Genomic DNA, 23,515 nt, shown 5'->3' with positions numbered 1-23,515 from the left:
GCGCTCGCATCTGAATGAATGGGCGACGAGCGCAATCCAGCCGTTAAGAATCCCAACGCGTGGCAGGGATGCGGTTGATATCGCCCAGCGAGTGCACGCGAGTACCCATTAGAAAGGCGCACATCCGCAACACACCGGGAGAGGTGTTTGACGCGAAAGGGGAATGGTGAGTTCACCGGAATAGGCCGTTGACCGGCCTTTTATACTGGCTGACGGCTGTCGCCCACTACCGCCGGCGTGAGTCACGCCCGCACTCCGTCGCGAATCGCGGCCTGTTGGCGGCGCTGCTCCTCACCCTCCACACAGCGACGCGACGTGGTCTCGACAGGCTCGTCGACGAGCAACACCCGCCTGATTCATTCGTAGTTGCTCCACCCAGGTCGTACCCCCTTGCTGCGGACAAATGGTTCCTCATTGACAGGACGCACGAGTGAGCAGCTAGAGCAGAAGCCCCTTTCGCTACGCTCACCCGCAAACCCTGCCCCGGTCGCGGATCGCCCCGTCGTTTCGGCATCACCAAGGTTTCGCACGACTCGTCGTCGACCCTCAGTCTTTCGCACCGCGCCACAATTGGTCGCCGACATCCCACCTGCCACCACCCCGCCGACGTCACCGTCGACGCCGAGCCGACCACTCCGGTCCTCGAACCCATCGATCCCCACACAGGCCGCGCCGTCGAGCTCCCGGGGTGAGGCGCTTACGCGATACGCAGCAGGCTACTGCGCCGGGCACCCTGTGAACCTCGGGCACTCCGACCATGCTCCGGGATGTACCCCAGCCAGCGTGCGCTATCCCCCCATCGCGCCAACCTTCGAACGCCGCTCGGAGGACGCCGTCAGTGATGCCGCGCCCCATCCGGAGCCCGCATATTCTGCGGGGCTGCACTGATCATCCTCTCGACGTTCTGCAGATACTTGGATCGGATGACCCAGGCCATCCGGGGTTGGCAATAGCGGGAAGACCAATGTCACAGCCACTGACCGGTGGCACGGCCAGCAGCTACATGCCCCATACGATCAGACTGGCGCGTTTCACGTGAAACAATCACCGTGCACGGACTACTTGACACCAGCGCCGCCAGGTCTCGTCGCCATTGTGGATGCGGCAACACACTGCCGATCAGGCCCCAGTGTTCCATTACGCGGCCGTTGCCGACCAAAGCCACCGAACGGACGCGTGAGACCGGACGGGGCCACAGTGTTTCACGTGAAACACCGCTCCGGTGGGCCGCCACCCTACTCCCCTCCGCGCTGACTCGGCGGGTTCCTACGCTTCGCCATCACCGGACGAGTGCATGCCCGGGTCGGGACTATCGATCATGCCACCAGGACTCCGTTTGCGCGATGGCTACCACCCCCAGGCGAAGCCAACCGACGGAACGGTCGTATCTGAGCAGACAGACGCGACAGTGTTCACGAAAACGTGGGGGGGATCAATCGCCACCCACACTGACCTAGGCGCCAGTTCGGCGGACTCGCTCGCTTTTGGCAACACCGAACTAGCCCGCGCCCGAGTCACGCGCGCCGCACAAGCTCCCGCTGACTAGGTTTCACGAACCCAGCCAGCCCCAGGCGCACTCAGCCACCCACATGGGTAGATCAGACCGCGCCGACGCAACGGTGTTTCACGGGAAACATCGCGCCGATGGAACGACCACCCCATACTGGCCTGCGCGCCAGTTCAGCGGAGTCACTCGCTTTTCCCGTCACGGGACGAATCCACGCGTGGGTCGGGCCTATTGACCAAGCCTCCAGTAACTCCGCTTTCCTGATTCCTGCCAGTCCCAGGCGTACCCCGCCACCATGGGTAGTTCAGCCCTGGCAGGCACGACTGTGTTTCACGTGAAACACCACACCAATGCGTCGCCACCCCACACTGGCCTGCGCGCCAGTTCAGCGGATTCACTCGCTCTTACCATCACGCGACGAATCCACGCACAGGTCGGGCCTATCGATCGAGTACCCCGTAACTCCGCTTGCCTGATCCCTGCCGGCCGCGCGCGCATCCAGCCTCCGAAACGGGTGGATCAGACCGGACCGACGCGACACTGTTCATGGGAGACCCCGCACCGGTGCATCACCACTAACACTGGCCTTCGCTTCAACCTCGGCGGCTCACTCACCGATATCACCGACAGCGCACGCGCCGGGCTCGGGCGCATCGATCACCCGCGACGGATCATCAACGTAGAGCCGCCCCCCTCGTACACTCAAGAGAAGGCAAAAGGATCCCGACTCGACCCGCAAACCCATGTTTCACGTGAAACAGGACACGCTACAGTCGCTCCCCGCTGGAAGAGCGCTCGGCACCGGGTAACACGCGGGCTACGCAGTCTGGCCGGACAGCTGGCTCAGCTCACCACACAGCCACGTCACTAGCCAACCGCATTGTGAGAGCCAGTCCCCCGTACCTCACGCCTCGAACGTCGTCCGCCGTCAGGATCACCGGTGTAGCCTCGTACGCGCATGCCGACCGACGAGCTCACACGCGCAGCCTGCGATCCGCCATGCCCCGCTCCACCACCGGGTCGGCTATCAACACCCGTCAGCGAGGGGTCTGGGCAGCCGTTCACTCCCGCCCGTGACTGTCTCAGCGATCCCACGCGGACACGCCACTCCTGGGCAGCGGCATCGACGTTCCACGTGAAACATCGACAACGTCATCTCCTGTATGTCATGCAGCCGGTCGAAGGCGGTCGCGGCGGATCAATCCGACGTTCCTCCACGCAAAGCATGCGGCGCCCGAACTCTCGAAAGCCCCGACGACGCGGAACGCGGCGCGCACGATACCCGGATCTGCTGCGCACCCACTCCCCAACTCGCCCGCGACTATCGACGCCTTGTCTGTCCGAGACGGCGACGGGCTGCCGAACAGGAGCACGTCCGCCACTACACTCGTCACCGTCGACACACCCCGGCAAACCGCATCGAGTCGAGTGCGCGTGCGGGCCCCGACGACGATCCAGTCCAGCCGACACGGCTCAGCGGTCTCGTCATCCCGGACCACGAGACCTGGGTCGCGTCCTCATCCATCGAACGAAAGTCGGAAAACACCCCTCATCAGCCGAAAAGGCGCGCGCGCAGGCTTTCAGCCACCGCAAGCTGTGACCGAGCGCTGGCTCGACACCCGTTGCGGCGTCAGCGGACGACTGCCCGCACGACGCGAGTCGTCTCCGGCAGGACGTTCTCCCCCAGAGTCTCGACGCGAACGTCAGTGAGGCGGAACTTCTTGATCTGCTTCTGCGCAGCCTCGATCTCGTTCGGGGCATTCATCCCCTTGAGGAGCGTGAGTTCGCCACCATCGCGCACGAGCGGCGCCGTGAGAGGGATCAACGTGCGCAGAGCGCTGACGGCGCGAGCGGTGACGACGTCGAAACTCGCAGGGGTGACGTCCTCGGCACGCGCGCGGAGCACCTCGACATTGGTCAGCTCCAGTTCGTCGACCTGCTCGTTCAACCAGATCACACGGCGTTCCATCGGCTCGACAAGGGTCCATCGCACATCGGGGCGCGCAATCGCGAGGACGATACCGGGCAAACCCGCACCTGAACCGATGTCGGCTACCGAGCCGTGGAACAGAGGAGCTGCGATCACACTGTTCAAGATGTGTCGGGACCACAGCCGCGGAAGCTCGAGAGGACCGATGAGTCCTCGCTCCTCGCCATGCGCGGCGAGGGCAGCCGTGAACTGCCGGGCCAGCTCGATCCGATCGCCGAAGAGATCGACCGCGACCTGGGGCTCGGACTCCAGCTCGCTCACGGCAGCATCCTCGACAACAGGGGTCTCACGGGGAACGTCAACGACGACGCAGAACGGTGTGGCGGTCGGCGCCTTCGCCGTACGATTCAGAGACGAGGCCCTGATCCGCGGCGATGTCGTGCACCAACTTGCGCTCGTAGCTCGACATCGCGGGCAGCGATGCCTGCGTCGCTCCATCATCGAGCTTCGCGGCTGCGGCGTTCACCAGCGTCTCGAGCTGACGCCGGCGCGCGTCGCGCGAGCCGCCGACGTCGAGAATCAGTCGCGAGAACGTACCCGTCTTGCTCTGAACCGCCAGACGAGTGAGCTCCTGAAGAGCCTGCACCGTGTCGGGCGCGGAGAGCAGCGCGAGTGCGTCGCCCTCCGCCTCAACCGACACGTACGCGCGGCCCTGGCGGACATCGAGGTTGAGGTCTCCGTCGATGTCGGCGATGTCGAGCAGCTCTTCGAGATAGTCGGCGGCGACGTCGCCCTCGTTCTCCAGGTCTGCAACCGTGGGCTCCACGGTCTCGGTCACGTTGTCGGTCGTCACGAACCGCTCCCCTTCTTCTTCGAACGCTTCTTGCCCACCGGCTGCTGACGCTTGGGAGCCTGCGCCTTCGCGCGCTCCGCCTCTTCGAGCAGACGCTGCTGCTCCGCCTCATACGCCGCCATCGGAACGACCTTGCCCGACGAGTCGATCGCCTTGCCCTTGCGGGCCAGTCGCTCTTCACGAGCCTTCGCCGCTTCGGATCCGGGTGTCGGCATCTCGCGGATGACGAGGAACTGCTGTCCCATGGTCCACAGGTTCGAGATGAACCAGTACACGACGACGCCGAGCGGGAAGAAGATTCCCGAGAAGATGAAGCCGAGCGGCAGCACGTAGAGCATGATCTTCTGCATCTGGTACGCCTGGCCGGTCTTGGCCTCGGGCGACAGGTTCTTCGAGATGATCTGCAGCTGAGTGAAGAACTGCGACGCGATCATCAGCACGACGAGGGTGACCAGGATGATGATCGCCGTGGTGTTGCCGGCATCCACCGCGTTGCCGAGCGTCTCGTGCAGTGATGCGACGCCGAACAGCTTCGCGTCGTAGAACTGCTCGGTGAGCTCTGCATTCAGCAGACCGACACCGCCGATGCCGGCAGCATGGTGCTTGGTCACGTCGTTCAGCACGCTGAACAGAGCGAAGAAGATCGGCATCTGCACCAGGAGCGGGAGACAGCTCGACATCGGCGTCGTGCCGTGCTTCTTGTACAGAGCCATGGTCTCGCGGCTCATCGCCTCGCGAGAGAGCTGGTCCTTCTTTCCGCGATACTTCTCCTGCACTTTTCGCAGTTCAGGAGCGATTTCCATCATCTTCCGCTGGCTCTTGATCTGCTTCACGAAGAGCGGAATGAGCGCAGCGCGGACCACGATGACGAGACCGACGATCGACAGCACCCACGTGAGTCCGGATGCCGCCGGGAGGCCGACTGCGGTGAACAGCCAGTGCCAGGCGACGAGGACGAGCTCGACCGCCCACTTGAGCGGCCAGAGGATGGTGCCGATCAGATCGAAGCCGCCGGAGGCAGGCTCCGGCGACGGTGTTGCGCTGGCGAGCAGAAGGTCAAGACCCACCGATCAGTCCTTTCGGGCAGGGACGACGAAACCATGAGCGGTCAGGTCATAACGGAAGTGTTCGTGCGGACGGACGTCATCGACGCCGCCGTGGCTCCAGGGATTGCAACGGGCGATGCGCCACGCCGAGAGCATCGCTCCCCGCACCGCGCCATGCTGTTGCACCGCACCTACAGCGTAAGCCGAACAGGATGGGTAATAGGCGCACACATCTCCATACATCGGAGAGATCACCTTGCGGTACCCCGCGAGGAAACCCAGGACCAGGTTCCGCGGTATCAGTGGGATGCTGCGGATCACATCACCCGAGTGGAAGTGCCCCGTGCCGATCGACGACGCCGGAAGGGCGGTCATGTGCGCTGCCCGAGTTGATCGAGACAGCGGTTCACGTCTGCGCTGAGCTCCGCATACGTCGCCGTCGCGGATGCAGGAAGGGCACGGATGACGACATCCGTGCCCTCGGGGACCCGCGTCAGCGCATCCGCACACACGGCTTTGAGTCGCCGACGAACGGTATTGCGCACCACAGCGGTGCCCACCTGCTTGCTGATGATGAATCCGAACCTCGCGGCTCTGCTCTCGCCGGTCGCCAGCATCGAGGTGACGACTTTGGCTCCGCCACAACGGGATCCGCGTCGAACGACCAGTCGATAGTCGCTCCCGCGGGTCACACGATACGGGCGGGCGAGCACAGCGATCTACGCGGAGAGCTCGGTGCGGCCCTTCGCGCGACGAGCCGAGAGGATCGCGCGGCCGGCGCGGGTGCGCATGCGAAGACGGAAGCCGTGCTTCTTGGCGCGACGACGGTTGTTGGGCTGGAAAGTGCGCTTGCTCATGAAATCACTCCGGGAATGCTGCCACCGGGATCATTTTGACCGGAGACATAGGGATCTGCCGTTCAGGCATAAGTCAACCGATTAAGGGTACGTCCTGACGGCGCACAGAGCAAATCTGCGCGCTTCGACCGGCAGCCCCGGCACCATCCGCACAGCTATTATCCACAACCTGGGGGCTTGCACGGATGAGCAACACGCTCGCGGATTCCCGTGGGCAGGTTGCCGTTCCCAGCCGTGGTGACTACCGTGGCATCCGAAGTTATCCACAGGCGGGCCTCGTCACCCTGACGGCCCATCGTCCCCCTCAGCTCGGAGCGTCATGTCATCACCTGCCCAGCCCGACGTTCCGATCTGGACCACGGTGCAGGAGCTCCTCGAGGCGGACGACCGAGTCACCCCTCAACTCCAGGGATTCCTCAGTCTCGCGGTTCCGGCCGGAGTGATGGCGGCGACGCTCTATCTCGAGGTCCCCAACGATCTCACCGCCGCGCAGATCAACAAGAGGCTGCGACTGCCGATCATGGAGGCTCTCTCTCATATCGGCGACGAGGTCACCTCATATCGCGTGGTCGTCAACCATGAGCTCGCCGAGCAGCCGACCGCACCCATCGCCGTCGCGGACTACGGCCGCCAGGAGCAGATCCGGGTCGAATCCCCCATGGAGCAGCCCACGCAGCTGCGACACGAATCACGGCTCAACCCGAAGTACACCTTCGACAACTTCGTCATCGGGCAGTCCAATCGGTTCGCCCATGCCGCTGCCGTGGCCGTCGCCGAAGCGCCGGCCAAGGCATACAACCCGCTCTTCATCTACGGAGATTCGGGACTCGGCAAGACCCACCTGCTCCACGCGATCGGCGACTACGCCCAATCCCTCTATGCGGGGGTCAAGGTCAGGTACGTCTCGAGCGAGGAGTTCACGAACGACTTCATCAACTCGATCGCGAACAACCGAGGCGCAGCCTTCCAGGCCCGATATCGCGACGTCGACATCCTTCTGATCGACGACATCCAGTTCCTCCAGGGTCGTGCCGAGACGCAGGAGGCGTTCTTCCACACCTTCAACACGCTCCACGACCACAACAAGCAGGTCGTGATCACGAGCGACGTCGCGCCGAAGCATCTGACCGGCTTCGAAGATCGCATGCGGAGCCGTTTCGAGTGGGGCCTGATCACCGACGTCCAGGCGCCCGACCTCGAGACCCGCATCGCGATCCTCCGCAAGAAGGCGCAGAGCGAGGCGCTTCATATTCCCGACGAGGTACTCGAATACATCGCCACCGTGGTGTCGTCGAACATCCGCGAACTCGAGGGCGCGCTGATCCGCGTCTCGGCATTCGCGAGTCTGAACCGTTCGGCTCTCGACATCTCACTCGCCCAGACGGTGCTCCGCGACATCATCGACACGGCCGAGGACAACATCATCTCGCCGACGGACATCATCACCGCCACCGCGCAGTACTTCAAGCTGACAGTCGACGACCTCTACGGTTCGAGCAGGTCTCAGCAGATCGCGACCTCTCGTCAGATCGCGATGTACCTCTGCCGTGAGCGGACGAGTCTCTCCCTGCCGAAGATCGGCCAGTTGTTCGGCAACCGCGATCACACGACCGTGATGTACGCCTACAAGAAGATCAGCGAGCTCATGAAAGAGCGCCGCTCCATCTACAACCAGGTGACCGAGATCACCACGCAGCTCGGTCGACGCTGAGCCGACACCACCTCGAAAAAAGGGGGTCGTAGCTTCCGATGGGAGGCTACGACCCCCTTCGCGTGCGTGTGAGCGGCACGCGACCGTCGAGATCGATGCCAGTTTGCACATGTGGATAACTTGTGGATGACTCGGCTCGAGGTCGGGACGAATGTGTGTGAAACCGTCGAACCTGTGGATAACTGTGGGAGAGGGCCGGACCCGATGAAGGCCGTCCACCCGCGGATTCCTCAGGGATTCCACAACTCACAACTGTGTAGTTCCCTACTCGCGACTGCTTTCCACCGGGTTATCCACAGTATCCACAGGTGTTAACACCGTTAAGAAGTTAATCCGATTCAAGGGCGATCCGATCACCAGAGGGTGGGGAAAGCCCGACAGGCCCGAGCTTTGCTCCGGTCGTAGGGATACGCCCGACTTGGGGGCTAGCATGGGAAGCCCTGCACAGGCAGGACCGATGACGACGCGTCTCAGAACGACGACAAGGGAGCACCCGTGAGGTTTCAGGTCAACCGCGATGTCTTCAGCGAGGCTGTGTCGTTCGTCGTCAAGCTGCTCCCGCAGCGCAACCCGCAGCCGATCCTCGCCGGAGTGCTGATCGAGGCAGACGGTTCGGGTCTCACGCTCTCGGCCTTCGACTACGAAGCATCGGCACGCACGACCATCGAGGCCACCGTCGAGACGCCCGGCACGATCCTCGTGCACGGACGGCTTCTCTCCGACATCGCCAGCCGCCTTCCGAATGCTCCGATCGAGATCGCCGTCGAAGACGACGGCAGCATCACCGTCCGGTGCGGTTCCGCGCGCTTCACCCTCGCAGCCATGCCCGTAGAGGAATATCCGTCCATTCCCGAGGTGTCCGGCTCATCAGGCGTCGTTCCCGCCGACGAGTTCGGCACGGCGATCGCGCAGGTCGGCTTCGCGGCGTCCCGCGACGACGTGACTCCGGTCCTGACCGGTGTTCAGCTCGAGGTGTCCGGCCACACGCTCAGCCTGGTCGCCACCGACCGTTACCGCGTCTCGCTCCGAGACGTCCCGTGGGATGGCGAGGCCGTCGAGGCCAGCGCTCTGGTGCCTGCGCGCACGCTTCTCGAGGTCGGGAAGACCTTCGGTCACGCGGGAACCATCCAGATCGCGTTCTCGGGTGCCGGCGACCGCGAGATCATCGCGTTCACCGCGGGCAACAAGACCGTCACCTCGCTGCTGATCAAGGGGAACTTCCCTCCGGTCCGTCGCCTCTTCCCCGAGCAGACCGAGCACTACGCGGTGGTGAGCACCGCAGACCTCGTCGAGGCCGTGCGTCGCGTGTCTCTCGTGCTCGACCGCGCAGCTCCCCTGCGCTTCACGTTCACACCCGACAACGTGACGATGGATGCCTCGGGCAGCGAGCAGGCGCGCGCATCCGAGTCCGTCGACGCGATCCTCTCCGGTGGCGATGACGTCACCCTGGGCCTCAACCCGCAGTATCTGATCGAAGCGCTCGGTGCGGTCAAGAGCGAGTTCGTACGCGTCACCTTCACCTCGAGCGACAACGCGAACAAGCTCAGCCCCGTTCTGATCACGAGCCAGACCTCGGTCGATCAGGCAGGTCTGGATTCGTTCAAGTACCTGCTGCAGCCCAACCTCCTGCTCCGCTGATCCTGCGATGCGCGCGCTCGGCGCCGCGAGGGCTGTGTCAGACCCCGAAGGTAGGCTGACAGCGTGATCGTGGAACACCTGAGCCTGGTTGACTTCCGCAATTACGCGACCGCGGATCTCGCTCTGCACAGGGGTCCCAACGTCCTGGTGGGGCGCAACGGTCAGGGCAAGACCAATCTCGCAGAGGCCGTGGTCTTCCTCGCGACTCTCGGTTCGCACAGGGTCTCCTCGGATGCGCCGATGGTTCGCGAAGGCCAGGATTTCGCGATCATCCGAGCCCGCCTCTCACATGGCGAACGCAAGGTGCTGATCGAGGTGCAGCTCAACAAGCAGGGATCGAACAAGGCGCGGATCAACGGGTCCCCGTCGAAGACCAACGAACTCCCCCGCTACGCCCATGTGGTGCTCTTCGCCCCCGAGGATCTGCAGATCGTCCGCGGCGACCCCTCGTCCCGGCGTCGGTTCGTCGACCAGCTGCTGATCCAGCGCACCCCGCGGATGTCGTCGGTCCTCGCCGATTACGACCGCGTGCTCAAGCAGCGCAATGCACTCCTCAAATCGGCACGGGCTCGCGGCATCAAGGGCGATGCTCTGAGCACCCTCGATGTGTGGGACGACAAGCTCGTCGCCCTCGGCGCCGAGATCATCACCGCTCGTCAGCGCCTGGCCGCCGATCTGCAGCAGCCCGTGGCCGAGGCGTATGCCGCTATCGCGGGGGAGGATCACCGTCCTGAACTCGAGTGGGCACTGTCGGTGCGCGGTGCCGACCCCGAAGAGGGCGTCGATGCGCCGGCCGAGACGTCGGGGGACATCGCCGAGATGTTCCATGCCGCACTGCTCGCGAAGCGATCGAACGAGCTCGACCGCGGTCTCACGCTCACCGGGCCTCATCGCGACGATCTCCTGCTCCGGGTTCGCGGCCTCCCGGTGAAGGGGTATGCATCCCATGGCGAATCCTGGTCGGTGGCGCTCGCGCTGCGTCTGGCGTCTGCCGAGCTGCTGCGCAGTGAGTCGCCTGCCGGAGATCCCGTCCTCATCCTCGACGATGTCTTCGCCGAACTCGATGCCGACCGGCGACAGCGGCTCGCCGCGCTCACCGCGGGTTACGAGCAGGTGGTCGTGACGGCGGCGGTGGAGGAGGATATCCCCGAGGTGCTCCACGCCCATGTGGTGCGGATCTCAGCGGGAACGATCAGCGACGAGAGGGAGGCGACGGATGAGTGACATCGCACCGGTTCCGGCATCCGAGACCCCTGAGACCGTCGCGACCTACCTGCGTCTGCGCGGACTCGCGCCGAGTTCGAAGACGTGGAAGCGCAAGAGACGCATCGTCACCGACGAGGAGAACGCGCCGTTCACTCCGGGCCGCGACCCCGGCGCACTGGGCGCTGTGCTCGACAAGCTGACCCGCGACTCCGGGTGGCAGAAGACCCTCGCCCGTGAAGACCTGGTCAGACAGTGGTCCGATCTCGCGGGTGCCGACACGGCCAAGCATTCCGAACCCGTCTCGCTGGAGCGCGGCGTGCTCACCGTGAAGTGCGATTCGACCGCCTGGGCGAAGAACCTCCAGTACATGCGCGGAACGATCCTGACCGAGATCGGTCGACGGTATCCCGACGCCGGCGTCGAGAACCTCCGCTTCATCGGACCGGACGTACCCTCGTGGAAATGGGGTCCCAGAGTCGTTCCAGGACGGGGCCCGCGCGATACCTACGGGTAGGACACCACGGAAGGGGTCCGAAACGCTCAGAGGGCCACACGCGGCCTCTGAGCCGCATCTCGACACGAAAAGCCGCTAGACTGGGGGTTCGTGATATCGATGTGGAGAATGCCCTCTGATGACGCCTGAATCCCCCGCTGACGAGACGGAATCGACCAACGGGGGAACCCCCGCGACCGAGGGCACGATCTCCCCCAAGGCGAAGCAGCCCGGCGAATACGGTGCCGACTCGATCCAGATCCTCGAAGGTCTCGAAGCCGTCCGCAAGCGTCCCGGCATGTATATCGGTTCCACCGGACCGCGCGGCCTGCACCACCTCGTCTATGAGATCGTCGACAACTCGGTCGACGAGGCACTCGCCGGCTACGCCGACACGATCTTCGTCACGCTGCTCGAGGACGGCGGCGTCCGCGTGGTCGACAACGGTCGCGGCATCCCGGTCGATCCGCACTCCTCCGACCCGACGAAGTCGACGGTCGAGGTCGTGCTGACGATCCTCCACGCCGGGGGAAAGTTCGGTGGCGGCGCGTATGCGGTGTCTGGCGGCCTTCACGGCGTCGGCTCGTCGGTGGTCAACGCCCTGTCGACGCGGTTCGACGTCGAGGTCAAGCAGAAGGGCTTCGTCTGGCGGCACAGCTTCGCGAACGGCGGTGTGCCTCAGCAGAAGCTCGAGAAGGGCGAGGCATCCGACGACACCGGAACCAGCATCACGTTCTGGCCCGACGCCGAGATCTTCACCGAGACCACGAACTTCGAGTACGACACCCTGCGCACGCGTTTCCAGCAGATGGCGTTCCTCAACAAGGGTCTGCGCATCGAGCTGTCGGATGAGCGTCCCGATTCGGCCTACGAGGTCGAGGTCGACGGGCAGCCGACTCTCACGCAGCCCAACGACGTCTTCTTCTACGAGCGCGGCCTCGTCGACTATGTCGAATACCTCAACAAGGTGCGTCACGCCGAGGTGGTCAACGACGAGATCATCGCGTTCGAGTCCGAGGACACCGATCGCAAGATCTCTCTCGAGGTTGCGATGCAGTGGACCACGTCGTACACCGAGAACGTGTTCACGTACGCGAATACGATCAACACGCATGAGGGCGGCACGCACGAGGAGGGGTTCCGCGCAGCGCTGACCACGCTCGTCAACAAGTACGCGAGGGCGAACAACCTCCTCAAGGAGAAGGACGACAACCTCTCCGGCGACGACGTCCGCGAGGGACTCACGGCCGTCATCTCGATCAAGCTCGGCGAACCGCAGTTCGAGGGCCAGACCAAGACCAAGCTCGGCAACACCGAAGCCAAGGCGTTCGTGCAGAAGGTCGTCGGCGATCAGCTGGGCGACTGGTTCGGCCGCAACCCGAACCAGGCGAAGAACGTCGTCCGCAAGGCGATCGACGCGGCGACCGCTCGTCTCGCCGCCCGCAAGGCCCGCGAGACCGCTCGTCGCAAGAGCGTCTTCGAGTCGGCTGCGATGCCTGACAAGCTCAAGGACTGCACGAGCAAGGATCCCTCGATCAGCGAGATCTTCCTCGTCGAGGGTGACTCGGCAGGCGGCTCCGCGGTGCAGGGTCGCGACCCGCACACGCAGGCGATCCTCGCGCTGCGAGGCAAGATCCTCAATGTCGAGCGCGCTCGCCTCGACAAGGCTCTGGGCAACAAAGAGGTCCAGGCGATGATCCAGGCCTTCGGCACGGGCATCGGTGAAGAGTTCGACATCGAGAAGGCGCGCTATCACAAGATCGTGCTGATGGCGGATGCCGACGTCGACGGCCAGCACATCACGACCCTGCTGCTCACGCTGCTGTTCCGCTACATGCGCGGGCTCATCGAGGCCGGTTTCGTGTACCTGGCGATGCCGCCCCTCTACCGTCTCAAGTGGACCAACCAGCCGCACGAGTACGTGTTCAGCGACGCCGAGCGCGACGCGCTGCTGAAGTTCGGCCTCGAGAACGGCAAGCGGATCCCGAAGGATGCCGGCATCCAGCGCTACAAGGGTCTCGGTGAGATGAACGCCAAGGAACTGTGGGAGACCACGATGGACCACACCACGCGGACGCTCCGCCAGGTGACCATCGAGGATGCCGCCGCCGCCGACGAGATCTTCAGCGTGCTGATGGGTGAGGACGTCGAATCACGACGCAGTTTCATCCAGCGCAACGCCAAGGATGTCCGCTTCCTCGACATCTGACGCGTCCCGCGCCTGCATTCGTTCCCATAACGACCGGAATCGACAACACACATGACTGACGAAATACGCCCCGAGCCGGCACACGACCACGGCAAGATCGACCAGGTCGACCTGCAGTCGGAGATGCAGCGCAGCTATCTCGACTACGCGATGGCTGTGATCGTCGGCCGTGCGCTGCCCGACGTCCGCGATGGACTCAAGCCGGTTCACCGCCGCGTGATCTACGGCATGTACGACGGCGGGTTCCGCCCCGACAAGTCGTTCTCGAAGTGCGCTCGCGTGGTCGGCGAGGTCATGGGTCAGTACCACCCGCACGGCGACTCGGCGATCTACGACGCCCTCGTCCGTCTCGTGCAGCCGTGGTCGCTGCGCTATCCGCTGGCTCTCGGCCAGGGCAACTTCGGGTCGCCCGGCAACATGGGTGCCGCGGCCCCCCGATACACCGAGACCAAGATGGCTCCGCTCGCTCTCGAGATGGTGCGGGACATCGAAGAGGACACGGTCGACTTCACCGACAACTACGACGGTCAGACGCAGGAGCCGACGGTGCTTCCGTCGCGCTTCCCGAACCTGCTCGTCAACGGGTCGGTGGGCATCGCGGTCGGCATGGCGACGAACATCCCGCCGCACAACCTGCGCGAGGTCTCGGCCGCGGCTCTCTGGGCGCTTGAGAACCCGGGACTTCCCCGCGAGGAGCTCCTCGAGGGTCTGATCCAGCGGATCCCCGGTCCCGACTTCCCCACCGGTGCGCAGATCCTCGGCACCAAGGGTGTGCAGGAGGCATACCGCACCGGACGCGGCTCGATCACCATGCGGGCGGTCGTCAACGTCGAGGAGATCCAGGGCCGCACGTGCCTCGTGATCACCGAGCTTCCGTACCAGGTGAACCCCGACAACGTCGCGGTCAAGATCGGCGACCTCGCCCGTGACGGCAAGATCACCGGCATCGCCGACATCCGCGATGAGTCCTCGGACCGCACCGGACAGCGCCTCGTCGTCGTGCTCAAGCGCGACGCCGTCGCGAAGGTCGTGCTGAACAACCTGTACAAGCACACGCAGCTGCAGGAGAACTTCGGCGCGAATATGCTCGCGATCGTCGACGGTGTGCCCCGCACCCTGGCCATCGACGGTTTCGTGAGCTACTGGATCACGCACCAGCTCGAGGTCATCGTCCGCCGCACGCGCTTCCGTCTCGCGAAGGCCGAGCGTCGCATGCACATCCTGCGCGGTTACCTCAAGGCGCTCGATGCTCTCGACGAGGTCATCGCCCTGATCCGTCGGTCGGCCACGGTCGAGGACGCCCGCGATGGGCTGAAGAAGCTGCTCGACATCGATGACGACCAGGCTCAGGCCATCCTCGACATGCAGCTCCGACGCCTCGCGGCACTCGAGCGGCAGAAGATCCTCGACGAGGCTGCCGAGCTCGAGCGCCTCATCGCCGAATACCAGGCGATCCTGGCCGACGAAGCCCTGCAGCGCGACATCATCCGTGAAGAGCTCACGGGCATCGTCGACCGTTTCGGAGACGACCGCCGCACACACATCCTGCACGGCTTCGACGGCGACGTGTCGATGGAAGACCTCATCGCCGAAGAGGAGATGGTCGTCACCATCACCCGCGCCGGATACATCAAGCGCACGCGCAGCGACAACTACCGTTCGCAGCACCGCGGCGGCAAGGGCATCAAGGGCGCCCAGCTGCGGGCCGATGACATCGTCGAGCACTTCTTCGTGACGACGACGCACCACTGGCTGCTGTTCTTCACCGACAAGGGCCGCGTCTACCGCTCGAAGACCTATGAGGTCCCCGAGGCCGGCCGCGATGCGAAGGGGACCCACGTCGCGAACCTGCTTGCCCTGCAGCCGGATGAGAACATCGCGCAGGTGCTCGACATCCGTGATTACGGTGTCGCCGACTATCTCGTGCTCGCCACGCGCGACGGTCTGGTCAAGAAGACGCGTCTCGACGCGTACGACACCAACCGTCAGGGCGGTGTCATCGCCATCCGTCTGAACGATGAGGACGAGCTGGTCTCGGCACTCATGGTGAACGCCGAGGACGACATCCTGCTGATCAGCCGCCGGGGCATGTCGGTCAGGTTCAGCGCGACCGATGAGGCGCTGCGTCCGATGGGGCGAGCGACCGCCGGTGTGAAGGGCATGAAGTTCCGCGAGGGCGACAGCCTGCTCTCGGCCTCCGTCGCGGCTCCCGGTCAGTTCGTGTTCGTGGTGACCGACGGAGGCTACGCCAAGCGCACGGCGGTCGAGGAGTATCGCGTGCAGGGTCGCGGTGGTTTCGGCATCAAGGTGGCGAAGCTGAACGACGATCGGGGCACTCTCGCGGGCGGTCTGATGGTCTCGTCCGACGACGAGGTCCTTGTGGTTCTGTCCAGCGGCAAGGTGGTACGCTCTGCCGTGGCCGAGGTGCCCGCGAAGGGCAGGGACACCATGGGAGTGGTGTTCGCACGGACGACGGAAGCCGACCGGATCCTCGCCATCGCCCGCAACGGTGAGCGGGGCCTCACCGAAGAAGACGAATCGGATGAGGCTGACGTGGAGTCCACGTCCACAGCCCCCGAGACGAACGAGAACCCTGAGGAAGCAGACGCATGAGCACAGTAGCCGACAAGCTGGCGAAGAAGTCCACGCGCAAGACCGGTGGTAAGCAGGTGCGCCTGCGCCTCGTCTACGTGGACTTCTGGTCGGCTGTGAAGCTGTCGTTCCTGGGCGCTGTGGCGCTCGCGATCGTCACGATGGTGTCGTTCTTCCTGATCTTCCTCGTGCTGCAGGCGACCGGCATCCTCACGCAGGCCGATGAGTTCATCGGAACCATCACCGACAACTCGGTGCGGATCTCCGAGGTGGCCGGTCTTCCGCAGGTCATGGCCTTCGCCGCTGTGGTGTCGATCCTCAACCTGATCGTCTTCACCGTCCTCGGTGCGGTCATCGCCGGGATCTACAACGTCGCCGTGAAGGTGACCGGCGGACTGCTGGTCGGGTTCATGTCGAACTGATCGTCAGGATTCGAGAGGGGCGGGTGCGAACAGCATCCGCCCCTCTCGCGTTCAGCGACGCAGTAGGGAAAACCCGAAGCCGGGTCTCCGGTTGCCTCGGTGTCGGCCTGATCGGGGCCGCCGTACCTTTGAACCATGACGACACACACTGCCACGCCACAACCGGCGAGGGCCACGAAGCCACCGCTTCGCATCGTGCTCTCGATCCTGCATCTCGCAGGGATCGGAGTCATCGGCGGCTTCATCTTCGCTGCTCTGTCTGGACTCCTCGGCACCGGTCTCGGCCTGCTCTTCGTGGCGGGCGTCGGCATCGTGCTGCTCGTCGGACTCGTGTACGCGCTCTTCGGCGTGGGCTGGTTCGAAGTGGCGCGAGTCGGCGCCCTCTACCGGTCGCCGATCGTGCCTCTCAGATGGCGCCCCCGAGACCGGCCCGGGTTCGGCGGCTGGCTCCGCTCGCTGGGACGACAGGCCATGGACGGCCGCATGTGGCGGGCCCTCGCGAACTTCGCGATCACCGCCGTGCTGGGCTGGATCGTGCTGCGCCTCGCGTTCGGCCTGGTCTGGTCGATCGCGATCTCGTTCGCTCCGCTCACCGGGACGGATGCCGTGATCGGTCCGTTCGGCGGAGGCGGCATCGACACGGCGTGGGCGCCGGTCGTGGGCATCCTCGGCATCGCCGCGTGCCTCGCCGGAATGATCGGACTGGCACTCCTCAATCGGGTGCTCTCACTGGCCATCGTCGTTCGGAGCCGCGAGGCAGAGCTCACCGAGCGGGTGCGCACCAGCACCGCTCAGCGTGAAGGCGCCGTGCGCGCCGCCGACGTCGAGCGCACCCGCATCGAGCGGGATCTGCACGACGGCGTCCAACCGCGACTCGTGTCGGTCGGCATGACCCTGGGGCTCGCCCAGCAGAAGATCGATAACGACCCGAACGCCGCGAAGGAGCTGATCGCCGAGGCGCACACCTCGACCAAGGCCGCCATCACCGAACTGCGTCAGCTCGCCCGAGGCATCCATGCATCGGTCCTCGACGATCGGGGTCTGGATGCGGCGCTGTCCGCCCTCGCGGGTCGGTCGCACATCCCCGTGCATCTCGACGTGCGCATGGACGGGCGCTGCAGTCGTGAGGCCGAGGCCGCGGTGTACTTCTCGATCGCCGAGTCGCTCACCAACGCGGCGAAGCATTCACGGGCCAGCGAGGCGCGGGTCACTGTCCGCCTCCGCGACGGAGGGGTGCTCTGGGCTCGGGTCGAGGACAACGGCCTGGGCGGCGCACAGGTGCAGCCCGGCGGCGGGCTCGACGGCATCGCGAACCGCATCCTCGCAGCGGGTGGAACCTTCCGCCTCGAGAGCCCCCTCGGCGGGCCGACCAGTCTGGAGGTGACAGTGCCATGCGCATCCTGATCTGCGAGGACTCCGTCCTGCTGCGTGAGGGACTCGTGCGACTGCTCGAGGACGCCGGTCACCGTGTGGTGGCCGCACTGCCCGACACCAGCGGCCTCGACGAGGTGGTGATCGAGACGGAACCGGAGCTGTGCATCCTCGACGTACGGCTCCCCCCGACGTTCACCGATGAGGGGATTCGCGCGGCGCTCGGACTCCGCGATACGCACCCCGCGCTTCCGCTGCTCGTGCTCTCGCAGTACGTCGAGGAACGATACGCGTCGGACCTCATCGCCGCACAGGGTGGCCCGCTGGGCTATCTCCTCAAGGACCGCGTCGCCGATGTCTCGGAGTTCCTCGCCTCAGTGCAGCGGATCTCCGAGGGGGCGACGGTGCTCGACCCCGAGGTCGTGGCTCAGCTGCTCACCCGCCGCAACCGGGACGACCGGATGCAGCGTCTCACCGAGCGCGAACGGACCGTGCTGGCCCTGATCGCCGAGGGCAAGTCGAACCAGGCCATCGCCGGCCTGCTCTTCCTCTCGGAGGCGAGCGTCGAGAAGCACATCACCGCGATCTTCCAGAAGCTGGGCTTCGAGCAGGGTGAGTCGGGCAACCGACGCGTGCTCGCGGCCCTCGCACACATCGAGAACACGGGCGGCACGACGCCGACCGGACAGACAGGACTGGGACGATGACCACGAACGACCACGACTACCAGGGCGGACACACGCCCCTCACTCCCCCGCCGGCGCCCGGGGCGCAGACACAGGAGACCGCACCGGCTCCTGCCCCGACGGCGTCTCCCGCGCAGGCGGCGCCCGCCGATGCCGGCCGCTCGTCGGGCTCGACGGCGATCATGATCGTCACGGCCGTCGTCGGCGGCATCGCTCTGCTCGGCGCAGGAGGTTCGGCCGCGGTCGCCGCGACCGGCAGCATGATCGCCCCCACTGAGGGCAGTGACGCGGTGCTGAGTCAGGACGCAACCGGCATCGAGGCGATCGATCTCGACGTGGATGCGGGGAACATGCGCATCGAGTTCGGCGACGTCGATGAGGCCGAGCTGACAGTGACCAACCTCCGGGGACCGGCGTGGACTCTCGACCGTGAGGGTGACGAGCTGGTGGTCCGGAGCCCGGAATCGCGTTTCGGATGGTGGTTCGGCAGCTGGTTCGGCGACGACCAGTCGGCGGTGCTCACTCTGCCCGACGAACTCCGAGATGCCGAGCTCGATGCCGACCTCACTCTCGATGCGGGAAGCCTCGACGTCATCGGAGACTTCGGTGCTCTCGACATCACCGTCAACGCGGGCGCACTCGATGTCGAAGGTACGGCGAGCGGCCTCAGCATCGACATGAGTGCGGGCCGGGCCGATGCGCTGCTCGACGGCGTCGATGCGGCTGATCTCAGTGTGTCGGCCGGCGACCTGAACGTCGAGCTCACCGGGCGTGCGCCCTCTCAGACGACGATCGATGTGAGTGCGGGCTCGGTCGATCTGACCGTTCCGGATGAGTCGTACTCGATCACTCAGGACGTCAGCGCGGGTTCGCTCGATGCGAAGGTGGACCAGTCTTCCGGCACCCGCAACAGCATCGACGTCACTCTCTCGGCCGGCAGCGTGACGATCCGCCCGGGCCGCTGATGCCGATCGAGGGCGGGGGCGCGCCGGTGCCTCCGCCCTCGATTGGGTATTTCCGCAAATCTCCGGTAAAGTTTCGGAGGTTGACGGGCCCATAGCTCAGGCGGTTAGAGCGCTTCACTGATAATGAAGAGGTCCCAGGTTCAAGTCCTGGTGGGCCCACTCCTCAACTTAAAAATTCCCTCACGGGGCCTTAGCTCAGTTGGTAGAGCGCCTGCTTTGCAAGCAGGATGTCAGGAGTTCGAATCTCCTAGGCTCCACACTGTGTTGAGACAGTTCGAGAAGGCCCCGCCGAGTGCGGGGCCTTCTCGTTTCTCCCGTGTCTCCACAGGTGTTAACAACCCTGTTAACAACTGCTCGAGTGTACGGCTCGTGAGTGCACAGGTGTGGATGGACCTGTTAACAACGCCGTCGGCGAGTCCTCGTCTCATTAGACGGCCTAGATATCAACCCCCCTCCGCATTCTCAGGTCGGGGGCGTAGCGTGCTGGCATGAGCGACGCGGAGACGATGATCCAGACCGAGATCGTGTTCGATGGATCGAGCTATCTGCTCGCTCAGGATCAGGACGTCGACGATCTCCGAGAACGGATCGAGTCGGCGTCGAAGACCGCGGGCACGTTCGTCGACATGGTCGTCGTCGGGAACAGGGCTGTGAGCGTGCTCGTCACGCCGACCACCCAGGTCACGATCAGCGTGGCATCCGTGGCGTTCGATCCTCGGGATACCGGAGACGTCGACTTCCCCTACAGCGGGTTGTACGACGAGCTGTGACTCGGCGAGTCTGATCGCCGGTGGTTCAGAGCTCGGGACCGCGGATCATCCGCACAGGGCCGCGTGCGTCTCCGATCGTCACCTCGGCGCCCTTCTGCGTCACGACGATCTCTCCGCGGTCGGCGAGCAGTCCGGCGACCCGTCGCACCTCGGGCATCGTCGAGCGCCACGACTCCCCGCCCACGGTCCGAGCGACATCGCTCGGACAGATCGACGACTCTCCCCGTTTGCGGATGAGCGCGCGCGTCGCGGCCGCGATCCTCTCGTCGAAGACGTCACCGCTGCGGTCTTCCCACCACGGCGCCCCGCGTTCCCCGAGTGCGGTCTTGGCATCCTGCACGCGACGTCGCGCATCGGGTTCCTGAGCCTTCACTGCGCGGCGCGCGGCCATCAGCTCGTTCACGAGCTCCTGACGGAACGTCTCGGGGATCGACGGGTCGGTCGCTCTCCACCGCCGCCCGTCGATGACGACATGGTGACCGTCGGGAGTGCGTTCCGGGCCGCTCGCATCGCCGTCGTGTGTGCGCTCATCCGATGCCATGGTGACAGTCAAACCACCCGTGACCGCGCCGACCAGGGGGTTGACCAGTCCGGTCCGCGCGGCACTGCGTGCCGCGGAGCGTCACACCGAGCGAAGGTCGTGGGGAGCCAGGTTGAGACGCTCGCATCCGTCGGCGGTCACGACGACGATGTCCTCGATGCGTGCGCCCCACTCGCCCGCGAAGTAGATTCCGGGCTCGATGCTGAAGGCCATGCCTTCGCGCAGCACCAGATCGTTTCCGGGGGCGATGTACGGCTCCTCGTGCACCGAGACGCCGATGCCATGGCCCGTGCGGTGCAGGAAGGCCTCTCCGAGCCCCGCCTCGGCGAGCACGGATCGCGCGGCGGCATCCACCGCCTCAGCCGTCGCTCCGGGGCGCACGGCATCGACGGCGGCCTGCTGCGCACGAACCAGCACCGCGATGCGGTCGGCAGCCGCACTCTCGGGGGTGCCGACGACGTAGGTGCGGGTGCTGTCGGAGTTGTATCCGCTCGGCACGGCGCCGCCGATGTCGACCACGACGATGTCCCCGTCGTCGATCACGCGGTCGGACACCTCGTGGTGAGGATCCGCGCCGTTGGGCCCCGAGCCGACGATGACGAACTCCACCGAGCGGTGTCCCTCGGCCACGATGGCCTCGGCGATGTCGGCGGCCACTTCACGCTCGGTGCGCCCCGCTCGCAACCACTCGGGCACGCGGCGATGCACGGCGTCGATCGCAGAGCCCGCACGCCGCAGCTCGGCGACCTCATCGGCGTCTTTGATCATGCGGCTCTCGCGCAGCACCGGTGTGGCGAGCTCGACGCGCCGGCCGATCCGCTCGGCGAGCGGGATCACGTGCAGCGCTGGGAGGGCGTCTGAGACTCCTACCCGCGCCACGGGGCCGAGCGCAGCAGTCACGAGGTCGTAGGGGTTCTCGCCATCCACCCAATCCGAGACGGCCAGGCCGAGCTGACCGACAGCGGTGGTCCTGACCTTCGCCAGTTCCATGCGCGGCACGATGACGGTGGGGGAGAGGCCGGGACCGAGCACGAGTGCGGTGAGGCGTTCGATCGTGTCGCCCTCGACGCCGACCAGGTACTCCAGATCGGGGCCCGGGCCCACCACGATTCCGTCGAGACCGGCGTCGGCGGCAAGGGCTGCTGCACGGTCGAGTCGAGCGGCGTACACGGATGCGGGGAACGGCAGTGTGCTCACGGCATCCACGCTACTGCGCGAGCCCGCAACCGGGTACGGCGACTCAGCTGACGGCGAGGCGGATGCGCTCCGTGAGCGCCTTGCGGTTCGCGGCCGAGAGGTCGAGCAGCGCATAGGCCGTGGGCCACATCGTGCCGTCGTCGAGGTTCGAGATGGGCTCGAAACCGAAGGTGCCGTACCGGACCTTGAACTTGCTGGCCGGCTGGAAGAAGCAGAGCACCTTGCCATCCTTGCCCCATGCAGGCATGCCGTAGTACGTGCGCGGCATGAGCTCGGGAGCCACCTCGGTGACGAGTTCGTGAAGCGCCTTCGACAGCTCGCGGTCGTTGTCGTCGGGAAGCTTCGCGATCGCCGCCTCGAGGTCGGCGACACCCTCGGCGCGCACCTCTTCAGGGGTCTTCTTGGCCCGCGAACGGGACTTCCGCTTGTCGGCAGCGGCCTCCTTCATCGCCTCGCGCTCTTCGGCACTGAAGTTCTTCTCGTTGTCAGCCATGGCCGACTCCTTCCGTCGTGTGATCTGCGATGGATCTCACCCTACGGATGCGAAGGCAGCGGCGCTTCTCGATTCGTGATCGATCCGCCGGCGGTTCTCCGGCCGATGCCGGACCACTATGGTGGACGAATGGATATGCGGGTCGCGGCATACGCGGTCGTCACCGATGACGACGGTCGCATACTCCTTGCGCGCTGGATCGAGGGTCGCCGCGTGGCGTGGACGATGCCCGGTGGCGGATTGGAACCCGGCGAGGCGCCGGAAGATGCGGTGCGTCGCGAGCTTCGGGAAGAGACCGGCTACACGGTCAAGGTCGGCGAGCTGCTCGGCATCCATTCGAGGGTGATCCCGGCGAGCCAGAGGGTGAACGAGTCGGATCAGCCACTGCACGCGCTGCGCATCGTCTATCGGGCGTCTGTGACCGGCGGGAAGCTGACGTTCGAAGAGGAGGGCTCGACCGACATGGCCGAGTGGTTCCCGCTCAAGGCGGTGAAGGAGCTGCAGAGGGTCAAACTGGTCGATATCGCACTGCGAATGGCCGGCATCCTCTGAGTCAGTCGCGGGCCTCTTCGGGCACCGAGATGTCGGCGACGGTGGCGCCGTAGGCGGCGATGAGGTCGTCGGCGTCGACGAAGAGACTGTAGCCGTGCGATCCCGCGCCCATGGCGATCCGCTGGCCCACGATCGATTCATCGGCGAAGACGGGCCAGTCGGTGGTGCTGCCGATGGGCACGATGGTGCCGCGCTCGTAACCCGTGGCGGCCAGAGCGAGATCCGGATCCGGCAGGCGCAGCTTGTTCACGCCGACGATGGCCCGCAGCTTCGGCCAGGAGATCGACCGGCCGCCCGGGATCAGCGCGAAGAGGTACGTGTCATCCGATCGCTTGACGACCAGGGTCTTCACGATGCCGGAGGGAGGGATGCCGAGGAGATCTGCAGCCTCGAAGAGACTTCGGGCCGCGGGACGCTCGCGGATCTCGATGTCGAGACCGCGAGCGGTGGCGGCATCCCTCACCCGAGCATGGAGG

The 23,515-nt window shown here is 65.3% G+C and carries 22 protein-coding genes and 2 tRNA genes; 14 read left to right on the top strand and 10 right to left on the bottom strand.

The features are described 5' to 3' along the window. Positions 1-3,137 precede the first annotated feature (3,137 nt). Genes rsmG through rpmH form a run of 6 tightly spaced genes read right to left on the bottom strand, consistent with a single transcriptional unit; the run spans position 3,138 to position 6,193 of the window. Positions 3,138-3,758, bottom strand: coding sequence for a 16S rRNA (guanine(527)-N(7))-methyltransferase RsmG (gene rsmG, locus AB0N61_RS12380; RefSeq protein WP_363364444.1), 621 nt, complete (start codon positions 3,756-3,758; stop codon positions 3,138-3,140). Positions 3,759-3,795: 37 nt separating this feature from the next. Continuing rightward, positions 3,796-4,290, bottom strand: coding sequence for a R3H domain-containing nucleic acid-binding protein (locus AB0N61_RS12375; protein ID WP_363364442.1), 495 nt, complete (start codon positions 4,288-4,290; stop codon positions 3,796-3,798). After that, entirely contained in the window at positions 4,287-5,357 is a 1,071-nt protein-coding gene (gene yidC, locus AB0N61_RS12370) for a membrane protein insertase YidC (protein WP_167947536.1), read from the bottom strand. The genes AB0N61_RS12375 and yidC overlap by 4 nt, the downstream gene beginning before the upstream one ends. Positions 5,358-5,360: 3 nt before the next feature. Beyond that, a complete protein-coding gene (gene yidD / locus AB0N61_RS12365) occupies positions 5,361-5,711 on the bottom strand; it encodes a membrane protein insertion efficiency factor YidD (RefSeq protein WP_363364441.1) in 351 nt (116 codons plus the stop codon). Then, positions 5,708-6,049: a ribonuclease P protein component gene (gene rnpA / locus AB0N61_RS12360; RefSeq protein ID WP_363364440.1), complete on the bottom strand. Its 342-nt coding sequence runs from the start codon at positions 6,047-6,049 to the stop codon at positions 5,708-5,710. The genes yidD and rnpA overlap by 4 nt, the downstream gene beginning before the upstream one ends. 6 nt (positions 6,050-6,055) lie before the next feature. Beyond that, positions 6,056-6,193, bottom strand: a complete 138-nt coding sequence (rpmH, locus tag AB0N61_RS12355) for a 50S ribosomal protein L34 (RefSeq protein WP_022889115.1) — start codon at positions 6,191-6,193, stop codon at positions 6,056-6,058. A 319-nt stretch (positions 6,194-6,512) separates the two neighbouring features. Here rpmH and dnaA point away from each other — a divergent pair, with 319 nt between their 5' ends. The 13 genes from dnaA to AB0N61_RS12290 all read left to right on the top strand — a co-directional run bounded on the left by dnaA (position 6,513) and on the right by AB0N61_RS12290 (position 20,256). Next, the gene (dnaA, locus tag AB0N61_RS12350) at positions 6,513-7,904 is read left to right on the top strand and encodes a chromosomal replication initiator protein DnaA (RefSeq protein ID WP_053098239.1); all 1,392 of its coding nucleotides are present in this window, start codon (positions 6,513-6,515) and stop codon (positions 7,902-7,904) included. A gap of 495 nt (positions 7,905-8,399) precedes the next feature. Next, a complete protein-coding gene (gene dnaN / locus AB0N61_RS12345) occupies positions 8,400-9,542 on the top strand; it encodes a DNA polymerase III subunit beta (protein WP_363364437.1) in 1,143 nt (380 codons plus the stop codon). A 63-nt stretch (positions 9,543-9,605) separates the two neighbouring features. Continuing rightward, positions 9,606-10,766 carry a DNA replication/repair protein RecF gene (gene recF, locus AB0N61_RS12340; RefSeq protein WP_363364435.1) on the top strand — a complete coding sequence of 387 codons (1,161 nt, stop codon included), beginning with the start codon at positions 9,606-9,608 and terminating at the stop codon, positions 10,764-10,766. Continuing rightward, a complete protein-coding gene (locus AB0N61_RS12335; RefSeq protein WP_167947526.1) occupies positions 10,759-11,262 on the top strand; it encodes a DciA family protein in 504 nt (167 codons plus the stop codon). Before recF ends, AB0N61_RS12335 begins: the two co-directional genes overlap by 8 nt. A 118-nt stretch (positions 11,263-11,380) precedes the next feature. Continuing rightward, positions 11,381-13,450 carry a DNA topoisomerase (ATP-hydrolyzing) subunit B gene (gyrB, locus tag AB0N61_RS12330; protein WP_185274892.1) on the top strand — a complete coding sequence of 690 codons (2,070 nt, stop codon included), beginning with the start codon at positions 11,381-11,383 and terminating at the stop codon, positions 13,448-13,450. A 51-nt stretch (positions 13,451-13,501) separates the two neighbouring features. After that, positions 13,502-16,063 carry a DNA gyrase subunit A gene (gene gyrA, locus AB0N61_RS12325; protein WP_363364432.1) on the top strand — a complete coding sequence of 854 codons (2,562 nt, stop codon included), beginning with the start codon at positions 13,502-13,504 and terminating at the stop codon, positions 16,061-16,063. Continuing rightward, a complete protein-coding gene (locus AB0N61_RS12320; protein WP_053098244.1) occupies positions 16,060-16,464 on the top strand; it encodes a DUF3566 domain-containing protein in 405 nt (134 codons plus the stop codon). The genes gyrA and AB0N61_RS12320 overlap by 4 nt, the downstream gene beginning before the upstream one ends. A 135-nt stretch (positions 16,465-16,599) precedes the next feature. Next, positions 16,600-17,868, top strand: a complete 1,269-nt coding sequence (locus AB0N61_RS12315) for a histidine kinase (RefSeq protein WP_363364430.1) — start codon at positions 16,600-16,602, stop codon at positions 17,866-17,868. Beyond that, complete coding sequence (locus tag AB0N61_RS12310) at positions 17,856-18,542, top strand: response regulator transcription factor (RefSeq protein WP_363364428.1); 687 nt, start codon at positions 17,856-17,858, stop codon at positions 18,540-18,542. Before AB0N61_RS12315 ends, AB0N61_RS12310 begins: the two co-directional genes overlap by 13 nt. Then, positions 18,539-19,486 (top strand): DUF4097 family beta strand repeat-containing protein, encoded by a 948-nt coding sequence (locus AB0N61_RS12305; protein ID WP_363364426.1) that lies wholly within the window; start codon positions 18,539-18,541, stop codon positions 19,484-19,486. Before AB0N61_RS12310 ends, AB0N61_RS12305 begins: the two co-directional genes overlap by 4 nt. 85 nt (positions 19,487-19,571) lie before the next feature. Further along, a tRNA-Ile gene (locus AB0N61_RS12300) sits at positions 19,572-19,645 on the top strand. A 25-nt stretch (positions 19,646-19,670) separates the two neighbouring features. Then, positions 19,671-19,743, top strand: a tRNA-Ala gene (locus tag AB0N61_RS12295). Between the two features lie 231 nt (positions 19,744-19,974). Continuing rightward, a complete protein-coding gene (locus tag AB0N61_RS12290; protein WP_363364424.1) occupies positions 19,975-20,256 on the top strand; it encodes a hypothetical protein in 282 nt (93 codons plus the stop codon). A gap of 25 nt (positions 20,257-20,281) precedes the next feature. Here AB0N61_RS12290 and AB0N61_RS12285 read toward each other — a convergent pair whose 3' ends face one another. The 3 genes from AB0N61_RS12285 to AB0N61_RS12275 all read right to left on the bottom strand — a co-directional run bounded on the left by AB0N61_RS12285 (position 20,282) and on the right by AB0N61_RS12275 (position 22,487). Beyond that, the gene (locus AB0N61_RS12285) at positions 20,282-20,797 is read right to left on the bottom strand and encodes a DUF3253 domain-containing protein (protein ID WP_363364423.1); all 516 of its coding nucleotides are present in this window, start codon (positions 20,795-20,797) and stop codon (positions 20,282-20,284) included. 81 nt (positions 20,798-20,878) lie between these two features. Further along, positions 20,879-21,994, bottom strand: a complete 1,116-nt coding sequence (locus AB0N61_RS12280; RefSeq protein ID WP_363364422.1) for a Xaa-Pro peptidase family protein — start codon at positions 21,992-21,994, stop codon at positions 20,879-20,881. Positions 21,995-22,037: 43 nt separating this feature from the next. Further along, positions 22,038-22,487 carry a DUF1801 domain-containing protein gene (locus AB0N61_RS12275; RefSeq protein WP_363364420.1) on the bottom strand — a complete coding sequence of 150 codons (450 nt, stop codon included), beginning with the start codon at positions 22,485-22,487 and terminating at the stop codon, positions 22,038-22,040. Between the two features lie 129 nt (positions 22,488-22,616). Here AB0N61_RS12275 and AB0N61_RS12270 point away from each other — a divergent pair, with 129 nt between their 5' ends. After that, complete coding sequence (locus AB0N61_RS12270) at positions 22,617-23,039, top strand: NUDIX hydrolase (RefSeq protein ID WP_363364417.1); 423 nt, start codon at positions 22,617-22,619, stop codon at positions 23,037-23,039. A 1-nt stretch (position 23,040) separates the two neighbouring features. Here AB0N61_RS12270 and AB0N61_RS12265 read toward each other — a convergent pair whose 3' ends face one another. Then, complete coding sequence (locus tag AB0N61_RS12265; protein WP_185274899.1) at positions 23,041-23,502, bottom strand: YbaK/EbsC family protein; 462 nt, start codon at positions 23,500-23,502, stop codon at positions 23,041-23,043. Between the last annotated feature and the right edge of the window lie 13 nt (positions 23,503-23,515).

Source organism: Microbacterium sp. NPDC089320 (assembly GCF_040684875.1).
Classification (GTDB): Bacteria; Actinomycetota; Actinomycetes; order Actinomycetales; family Microbacteriaceae; genus Microbacterium.
This window is presented reverse-complemented; position numbering and strand designations above follow the sequence as displayed.